The sequence below is a fragment of the Mycobacterium sp. genome (assembly GCF_035314665.1).
Classification (GTDB): domain Bacteria; phylum Actinomycetota; class Actinomycetes; order Mycobacteriales; family Mycobacteriaceae; genus Mycobacterium.
The window spans coordinates 1-8,367 of sequence record NZ_DATFZD010000260.1; the positions used below are offsets into that span (position 1 = coordinate 1).

11 protein-coding genes and 1 pseudogene are annotated in these 8,367 nt (G+C 66.5%); 8 read left to right on the forward strand and 4 right to left on the reverse strand.

Going from position 1 to position 8,367, the window contains the following annotated elements:
• Window positions 1–259, forward strand: a pseudogene (locus VKI00_RS18490) (PPOX class F420-dependent enzyme); the annotation flags it as partial.
• A 42-nt stretch (window positions 260–301) separates the two neighbouring features.
• Window positions 302–490 carry a DUF5302 domain-containing protein gene (locus VKI00_RS18495; RefSeq protein ID WP_324439906.1) on the forward strand — a complete coding sequence of 63 codons (189 nt, stop codon included), beginning with the start codon at window positions 302–304 and terminating at the stop codon, window positions 488–490.
• A gap of 4 nt (window positions 491–494) precedes the next feature.
• Here VKI00_RS18495 and VKI00_RS18500 read toward each other — a convergent pair whose 3' ends face one another.
• Window positions 495–893: a DUF4345 domain-containing protein gene (locus VKI00_RS18500; RefSeq protein ID WP_324439908.1), complete on the reverse strand. Its 399-nt coding sequence runs from the start codon at window positions 891–893 to the stop codon at window positions 495–497.
• A gap of 149 nt (window positions 894–1,042) precedes the next feature.
• Between VKI00_RS18500 and VKI00_RS18505 the strand changes: the two genes are divergently transcribed.
• A complete protein-coding gene (locus VKI00_RS18505) occupies window positions 1,043–1,627 on the forward strand; it encodes an HhH-GPD-type base excision DNA repair protein (protein ID WP_324439909.1) in 585 nt (194 codons plus the stop codon).
• Entirely contained in the window at window positions 1,624–1,770 is a 147-nt protein-coding gene (locus VKI00_RS18510) for a DUF1059 domain-containing protein (protein WP_324439911.1), read from the forward strand. Before VKI00_RS18505 ends, VKI00_RS18510 begins: the two co-directional genes overlap by 4 nt.
• Window positions 1,771–1,828: 58 nt before the next feature.
• Here VKI00_RS18510 and VKI00_RS18515 read toward each other — a convergent pair whose 3' ends face one another.
• Together VKI00_RS18515 and VKI00_RS18520 are read right to left on the reverse strand one after the other, a co-directional pair.
• Window positions 1,829–2,839: a hypothetical protein gene (locus tag VKI00_RS18515; RefSeq protein WP_324439913.1), complete on the reverse strand. Its 1,011-nt coding sequence runs from the start codon at window positions 2,837–2,839 to the stop codon at window positions 1,829–1,831.
• A gap of 68 nt (window positions 2,840–2,907) precedes the next feature.
• Window positions 2,908–3,597 carry a hypothetical protein gene (locus VKI00_RS18520; RefSeq protein ID WP_324439915.1) on the reverse strand — a complete coding sequence of 230 codons (690 nt, stop codon included), beginning with the start codon at window positions 3,595–3,597 and terminating at the stop codon, window positions 2,908–2,910.
• A 144-nt stretch (window positions 3,598–3,741) separates the two neighbouring features.
• On the opposite strand from VKI00_RS18520, the gene VKI00_RS18525 reads away from it, so the two are divergent.
• Window positions 3,742–5,004: a mannosyltransferase gene (locus tag VKI00_RS18525; protein ID WP_324439925.1), complete on the forward strand. Its 1,263-nt coding sequence runs from the start codon at window positions 3,742–3,744 to the stop codon at window positions 5,002–5,004.
• Here VKI00_RS18525 and VKI00_RS18530 read toward each other — a convergent pair.
• Window positions 4,991–5,275, reverse strand: coding sequence for a 4a-hydroxytetrahydrobiopterin dehydratase (locus tag VKI00_RS18530; protein ID WP_324439917.1), 285 nt, complete (start codon window positions 5,273–5,275; stop codon window positions 4,991–4,993). The two genes, VKI00_RS18525 and VKI00_RS18530, sit on opposite strands and share 14 nt — an antisense overlap.
• A gap of 378 nt (window positions 5,276–5,653) precedes the next feature.
• On the opposite strand from VKI00_RS18530, the gene VKI00_RS18535 reads away from it, so the two are divergent.
• From VKI00_RS18535 to VKI00_RS18545, 3 genes are all read left to right on the forward strand, one after another.
• On the forward strand, window positions 5,654–6,529 hold the full coding sequence (locus VKI00_RS18535; protein WP_324439919.1) for a hypothetical protein: 876 nt from the start codon (window positions 5,654–5,656) through the stop codon (window positions 6,527–6,529).
• A gap of 127 nt (window positions 6,530–6,656) precedes the next feature.
• The gene (locus VKI00_RS18540) at window positions 6,657–7,049 is read left to right on the forward strand and encodes a (deoxy)nucleoside triphosphate pyrophosphohydrolase (RefSeq protein WP_324439921.1); all 393 of its coding nucleotides are present in this window, start codon (window positions 6,657–6,659) and stop codon (window positions 7,047–7,049) included.
• A gap of 244 nt (window positions 7,050–7,293) precedes the next feature.
• Window positions 7,294–8,367: GTP-binding protein (locus VKI00_RS18545; protein ID WP_324439923.1), on the forward strand; the 1,074-nt coding region annotated here is incomplete at its 3' end.

Below are 8,367 nucleotides of genomic sequence, written 5' to 3' on the forward strand. Positions count from 1 at the left end.
TCGCGACCCGCGGGCGTCGCTGCTGGTCAGCTCCGACGACGGCTGGTCCTACGCCGTCGCCGAGGGCGACGCGGAGCTGACGCCGCCGGCGCTCGCGGTCGACGACGACACCGTCGAAGCGCTGATTACGTTGTACCGCAACATCGCCGGTGAACACCCGGACTGGGACGACTACCGCCAGGCGATGGTCACCGACCGTCGTGTGGTGCTGACGATGCCGATCGCACACGTATACGGCATGCCGCCGGGCGTGCGGTGATGGAATCACGCTGAAATGCCGCGGGCGCGCTAGGCTGCGGGCATGGCAGCATCCAAGTCGGGGCCCGATTCTGCGTCGGAGGACGGCACCAAACGCAAATTCCGAGAGGCGCTCGAGCGCAAAAACGCCAAGTCGGCTGGCGGATCGGATCATAAGGACGGCGGCGCCAAGACGCCCCGCGTGCACGGGCCGGTGGAGAACCGTCGAGAGTTTCGCCGCAAAAGCGGTTAGCCGCCTACCCGACCGGGTTTAGCTGCGCTTTCTCTTCCGAGTCCGCGATCCCGAAAAACACAGCGGGAACGACGAATTCGATCGCCGTGAGCACTTCTTGGAACCAGTGCGGCCGGCCATTGTGAACCAGCGAGAGCACGCGTCCGACTGCGCTCAACAGCATGAGGCCCGCCAGTAGACGCACATCACCGGCCCGGATCGGGGATTTGCGCGCGGCCCGTAGCCACGCGACGCCGTACCCGGCGAAAAAGGCCGAGTAGAACCGCTCCCGCGAATCGACGGTGGCGTTGGCGTCCGTCGCACCGGGAACCGAGGCCGTCCCGAGCACGAAATGGTAGATGCCGATCGCGATGCAGGACAGTCCGGTGAACCCGGCAAGGTTCCTCAACTGGCTGCCGGTCATGGTGACCCTCCCTCACCGAAGCAATGGTGTAGGGCCACCGTAGCCCGTAAGCACAGTCGTGAGCTGATCCGGGGCCTGGCATTCGCTTCGCCCGCCTGCTTGTGGTTGGGTTGTACCAGTTGGCTCGACGGAAGGAACACGTCGTTACTGTGAAGCTCTGCTTGGCGCAGGAGCCCGACGCCGATCAACTTCTGTCTGAGAGTCCGTTTGCGTTGGTAGTCGGCATGGTCTTAGACCAGCAGATTCCATTAGAAGTCGCCTTTGCCGGTCCGAAGAAGATCGCCGACCGGATCGGCGGCTTGGACGCAGGCGAAATCGCCGACTACGACCCGGACAAGTTCGCCGCCCTGTGCTCGGAAAGGCCTGCGATACACCGATTTCCGGGCTCGATGGCCAAGCGAATCCAGGCGTTGGCCCAGATCATCGTCGACCAATACGACGGCGACGCGGCCGGGTTATGGACGGCGGGCGACCCCGACGGGCCCGAGTTGCTGCGACGGCTCAAGGCGCTACCGGGGTTCGGCGCACAGAAGGCGCGAATCTTCCTGGCGCTGCTCGGTAAGCAGTACTCGGTGACCCCGAAGGGTTGGCGGGCCGCGGCGGGCGAATTCGGCAAGGCCGGTACGCATCTGTCGGTCGCCGACATCGCCGACGCCCGTTCACTGGAAAAAGTGCGCTCGTACAAAAAGCAGATGAAGGCAGCCAAGAAGTCCATCGGAAAGGCGTCAACGTGAAGACACATCTGAACTGCCCGTGTGGTGAGGCGATCACCGGCAAGGACGAAGATGAATTGGTCGAGCTGACCCAGGCGCATCTGGCCAGCGCTCATCCCGGACTGGAGTACGACCGGGACGCAATTTTGTTCATGGCCTACTGACGGCCGATCCGTCGGCGCGCACACGTCGTTGGACGCGCGCCGACGGACAGAACCGGGCTTACGGCACCACCGTCGAACCGATGGTGGGCATGAACTGGCACTGCTTGTCCTTTGTCGTGACCTGCCCGAAGATCGTTGACATCACGCTGCCCGAACCGGTGTCGGCGATGGCGGTCAAGGTGGTCGGCCCCGCCGGGTTGATGTCCGGTTGCGTCTTGAGCGTGACGCTGCCCGATTTGCCGGTGGTCAAATTCACCCAGGTCACATTCAACGGCAGCTTCTGCACGTCGGCGGGTCCCGGTGTGCCGATCGCGGTGAACACGTAGGCGGTCTGTCCGGCTTTAGGGCCCGGCGTAGGGATCTTCGCGGGCCCGGCCACCGACAGGGCGGTGGCGAGGACGTTACCGCCGTCGGCCGCACAGCCATTGCTGATCGACGGATACATGAAGTCCTGCGTGGGCGGCGTGTCCGGGCTGAAACCCGGTGCCACTGGAGGAGTGGCCGCGGGAGCTGGTGCCGGTGCAGCGGGCGGCGCAGCCGGGGCGGCGGCGGGAGCCGGTCCGGCGGGCGGCACCGCCGCGGCCACCGGGACGGCGTTCGGCGGGGCGGGGGCGGGTGCGGCCACGGGCCCGGGGCCCGCCGCGTGCACCGGGTCGATACCCGTGGGCAGGTGCGCCTGTGCGCCCGGTTCCACACCGGGCGGGACGATGTGCGCCGTGGGGGCGGATCCAGCTGGCTGATTCAGGTCGGTCGGAACCGCGGCGTTGGGCGCCTGGACGAACTGGTTCACCGACGCCGCAACGCTTTTCGATTGGTCGGGCGCCGTCGGATTGTGGCTGAATGCCTGGGCCGCGGCCATCAGCAACTGCGTCGCCTGCTCGGGGTTGCCGGCGGCCTGCTGAATGATCGGGCTCAACTCGGTCAGCGCCGGCAGCCCGGGAAACTGCTGAGCGGGGATCGGCTGGGGTGGTGTCGGGTCGGCCGCCGCAGCGGGGCCGAGCGCCACTGCGGCGCTGCAAGCGATGGCCGCAGCGGCGAAGCCGCTGATCAAGTTCCTGGTGATTGCCATGATGTCCTCCCGGTGGTTGTTGGTGTGGGTGGCCGGCTAGCACGGGCGCGCTAGCCGGCCAACGTGCATCACGGCAGGCCGGACACCGGGAAGAACGCCGGGCTCGGCGATGCGACCGGCGCAGCGGCCGGGACGGGTAGCAATCCGGGCGAGCTGACGCTGGGAGAAGCCGGGACTCCACCGGTCACCAACGAGGTCAGGTCGCCGGGCAACGAAATCTGCTGCGGCAGCGGCACCGGCAGGAACGGCATCTGCGGCAAGTTCAGCTGCGCCTGGGGCAGCAACCCCGCGGGTCCGGCCGGCGCAGCCGCCGGAACGGTCGGCGTCAGCCCTGGGACGCCAAGGCCGGGTGTCGCGGTAGTCGCCGCCGGAGAGGCCGGTGCCGAAACGGTCGGCGTCAGCCCCGGGATGCCGAGTCCGGGACTCGCGGTCGTCGCCGCCGGAGCAGGGCCGGGGAAGAGCGAGGTTGCGCCCGGGACGGTCGACGTTGCTCCCGGAACGGCCGCTGACGGTTGCGGAACACGGATGCTGGCCAACGGCGGCGGCGTTGCCGGCTGTCCAGCCAGGGCCGTCCCGAGGTTTTGCAGCACCTGGGGTGCGCCGGCGGCCCCGGCGACCAATTGCTGCCCGATGTTCGGTGCGGGCACGGGTGCCGCCGGGTCCGCGTGGGCTGTGCCCATCAGACCGCCGGCGAGTAGCGCGGCCGATGAGCCCGCCACCACCGCGGTGGCGCGTAACAACGTCCAAATGGTTGACATGACTCTCCCTGGTTCTCGATGACGGGGTCCTCCCGCGCCGATAGTTCGCTTGATACTGAAGTGACTCAAGTGACACGTGTGGCGGTTATTTGATCGTTACGGATACGTGTGACTGCGGTGACCGGGCGGGCTCATCCGGGCGGCATTCGCAGCTGTGGCGGCCCCGTTAGAGTCGTGCAGATAGACACCACCTCGGCCGCCCCGGCGGCAGCTAACACCCGTCGGCGGGCGATTTCGCTGAACGCCGCGGGTCCGGTGCTATTCATCCTCAGCGTCGCCGGGCGGTTGGGCTGGACGTATCGGGCTCCGCACGGGGCCAACTTCGTCGACTTGCACGTGTACGTCTACGGTGCGGCCACCATCGACCACGTGGCCAGCCTGTACCACTACACCTACGCCGACCAGACGCCGAATTTCCCGCTGCCCTTCACCTACCCGCCCTTCGCGGCGCTCGTCTTTTACCCGCTGCACCTGCTGCCGTTCGGCTTGGTCGCCTTCTGCTGGCAGGTCGGGACGATTGCGGCGCTCTATGGCGTGGTCCGGCTGAGCCAGCGTCTGCTCGGCGTGGCGGCCGGCGAGGGTCGCCGTCTGGCGATGCTGTGGACCGCGATCGCGATCTGGCTCGAGCCGCTGCGCAGCACGTTCGACTACGGCCAGATCAACGTGCTGCTGGTGCTGGCCGCACTTTTCGCCGTCTACTCCACCCGGTGGTGGTTGTCGGGCCTGCTGGTCGGCCTGGCGGCCGGCGTCAAGCTGACGCCGGCGATCACCGGCCTGTATTTCGTCGGTGCCCGCCGGTGGGGTGCGGCGGTGTTTTCCGCGGTCGTCTTCCTGGCCACCGTCGCAGTGTCAGCTCTGGTCATCCCCGACGAAACCCGCTATTACTTCACCGATCTGATCTTCAAGACCGACCGGGTCGGGCCGATGTGCACCATCTTCAATCAGTCCTGGCGGGGCGGCGTTTGTCGGATCGTCGGCCACGATGCCGGCTACAGCCCGCCGGTGCTGATCGGGATCGCTATTATCGCGATACTTTCCTTCCTGGCCTGGCGCGCACTGAACACCAGCGGAACCGACCGGCTCGGCACCCTGCTGGTCGTCGAGTTGTTCGGGCTGCTGGTCGCGCCGATTTCCTGGACGCACCACTGGGTTTGGCTGGTGCCGTTGATGATCTGGCTGCTGCACGGGCCGCTATCGCAGCGTCTCGGCGCGCGCATTCTCGGCTGGGTCTGGTTGGTGCTGACCGTCATCGGCGTGCCGTGGCTGCTCAGCTTCGCCCAGCCGACCATCTGGCAGAACGGCAGGGCGTGGTATCTGGCCTGGGGCGGACTGGTCTACATCGTCGCGACGCTGGCGACGTTGGCGTGGATCGCCGCGAGCGGAACGCGAACGACTAGTCCCCGATAATTCCGTCGATGTCGTGCGCCATCGCCACATCCTTGTCGGTGATGCCGCCCTCGGAGTGCGTTACCAGCGCGAAAGTGACCGTTCGCCAACGGATATCGATGTCGGGGTGATGATCCTTGGCTTCAGCGTGCTCGCCCACCCGTCGCACGGCGTCTATCCCGGCGAGGAACGCCGGAAACTTCACCGACCGGCGCAGTGCGCCGTCCGCGCGTTTCCAGCCGTTCAGGTCAGGCAGTGCGGCGTCTACTTGTTCATCCGTTAACACAGCCATACACCTGACCCTACCGCTATAGCCACCAGGGTTTTCTCGGCAAATTTGGGTACCGGTTGGTGCACGTCGGCCGTTTCACGAGCCTGTACGCGGGGCCATGGGGGCGCGGTCCTGTCTGAAAGGACGCTGAGCGAAATCAAAGTTGAAAATGCAAGCTTTTTAGAGCATTGGCAGGACACGAAATGTTCGAGAGTGCGCAGCTCAGAACCATATTTGAGGGTGTCCGGCGCTATCAACAAAGCGTGCGATCTCGATTGGTCCCGCGCGACTCTAGCGGAGCGTCTATCTGAGAGTTAGATTAGAAAAGTCGTAATGACGCACATGTAAAAGAGGCCCGCCGGCCGGGGCGGCGGCCCAGTCCCAAGGGAAGGACGAATCATGCTGAACATCTTCGCTGTTGGTCGTGTTGGCATCCTCGGAGCGGGCTTGGTCGTCGGGGCCGCGTTGGCCTCCACGCCGGGGATCGCATCCGCCGACCCGACGCCCGATCCGAACATTTTCAGCTCGATCGACGTGTCGTCACTGCTGCAAGACGCTTTCCCCGCGGCCAATTCGAACTTCGCTATCTCGATCGACGGGTTTTCGTTGCTGCAGGAGGGCACCGCCACGGCCACCTCGAGCATGGGGAACATTGCGATCGCGAGCGGCGCTGACACCGACGCCACCGCGACCGGCGGCTTCGGCAACCTGGCCGTCGCAGACGGCCTCTTCAGCACCGCTGCGGCCGGCGCCGGCTACGGCAACCTGGCCTCCGCCACCGACGGCGGCACCGCCACGGCCGGCGAGGGCAGCCTCCTAGCCGCCTTCGCCAGCGAGACCAACGGTGATGCCACGGCTGCCGGCGGTTACCTCGACTACGCGTCCGCCTCCGTCGCCGGCAGCACGGCCATGGCCGGTGCCGGCAACTTCGACTCGGCCACGGCCAATAGCCTCGACAGCGTCGCAGAGGCTATCCAGGGCAACTTCAACAAGGCCTTTAGCGGCGTCGGCGGCGGCAGCTCGTTTGCCGAGTTCGGCAACGGCAACGACGCCTTCGTGCTCGGCAGCAGCACGGCCACGGCCGGTGGCACTGCCACCGATGTGCTCGGGAACAACGACATCGCCGCCATCCTGGGCTACGGCAGCGACGCCTCCGCTGGCGCCAACCTGACTGACCCCGGTAATTTCGACTTCGCCGGCATCTACGGTGACAGCTCGACCCTGGCCGCGACCGGCGCCAGCTTCCTGTTCGAGACCGTGCCGTCACTGTTCTGACGGTCAGAGCAGAGAGCCCCGGCCATTTGGTCGGGGCTTTCTGTATGGCTAGGAAGCCGGGCGATGTGCGAGCACGGAGGTGGTATTCGCTAACACAGCCACCAGTCGACCGGATACCGTCACCGCGATGCCGAACCAGATCGTGGTCGCCGGCGCCGTCATCGCCGAATCCAGGGTGCTGGTCGCACAACGCCTGCGGCCGCCCGAGCTGGCGGGCCGCTGGGAATTGCCGGGCGGCAAGGTCGGGCCCGGTGAGACCGAGCCCGAGGCGCTGGCCCGCGAACTGGCCGAGGAGCTGGGCATCGAAGTCGCGGTCGGCGAACGCCTCGGCGACGATATCGCGCTCAATGCGACGACAACACTGCGTGCCTACCATGTCAGTCTGATCCGCGGTGAACCTCATCCGCACGACCATGGTGCGCTGCGCTGGGTGCCGGCGGCGCAGCTGCAGGACATCGATTGGGTACCCGCCGACCGCGACTGGCTGCCTGCCCTGCGTCGAGCCTTGGAGCCGCGATGATCAGGGCACGAATGCCGAGGAGAGGTAAACGGCCGCGAGCAGTCCACCGACAGCCGCGCTCAACATCAAGCGGCGGTTATCCATCGTCTTCGGACTCCTTTGTAAAGCCGACCGATCGCGGCTTTCACATCTTCTGCGAGGCCGAAGGCGCTGATCAATAAGGGATTTCCCTATCTTTCCCAACAACCGTGACGGGCGTCACTCGGTTTCGCGATCGGTAGCTTGCGCTGCGACAATCACCGGCGTGGATTTTCGCAACGTCGCCATCGTCGCCCACGTCGATCACGGCAAGACGACGCTGGTGGACGCCATGCTGCGGCAATCCGGCGCGCTGACCCACCGCGGCGACGACGCGATCGAGCGGCTGATGGACTCGGGTGACCTCGAAAAGGAAAAGGGCATCACGATCCTGGCCAAGAACACCGCCGTGCACCGCAAGCACGCGGACGGGTCCACCACGGTGATCAACGTCATCGACACCCCGGGCCACGCCGACTTCGGCGGCGAGGTCGAGCGCGGGCTGTCCATGGTCGACGGAGTGTTGCTGCTGGTCGACGCCTCCGAAGGCCCGCTACCGCAGACCCGCTTTGTGCTGCGCAAGGCCCTGGGTGCACATCTGCCGGTGATCCTGGTCGTCAACAAGACCGACCGGCCCGACGCCCGCATCGCCGAGGTCGTCGAGGAGAGCCACGACCTGTTGCTCGATGTCGCCTCCGACCTCGACGAGGAGGCACAGGCGGCGGCCGAGAAGGCGCTCGACCTGCCTACGCTTTACGCCTCAGGACGTGCCGGCATCGCCAGCACCACCGAACCGCCCAACGGCGCGAACCCCGACGGCGACAACCTGGACCCGCTGTTCGACGTGCTGCTCGAGCACATCCCGCCGCCACAGGGTGATCCCGAGGCGCCGCTGCAGGCGCTGGTGACCAACCTCGACGCGTCGTCATTCCTCGGTCGACTGGCGCTGATCCGGATCTACAAGGGCCGCATTCGCAAGGGCCAGCAGGTGGCTTGGATGCGCGAGGTGGACGGCCATCCGGTCATCACGAACGCCAAGATCACCGAACTGCTGGTGACCGAGGGCGTCGAACGCACCGCCACCGAGGAGGCCATCGCGGGCGACATCGTCGCCGTGGCGGGTATCCCCGAGATCATGATCGGTGACACGCTCGCCGACCCGGACCACGCCCGCGCGCTCCCTCGCATCACCGTCGACGAGCCCGCCATCTCGGTGACCATCGGCACCAACACATCTCCGCTCGCGGGCAAAGTGTCCGGGCACAAGCTCACGGCGCGCATGGTGAAGTCGCGGTTGGAC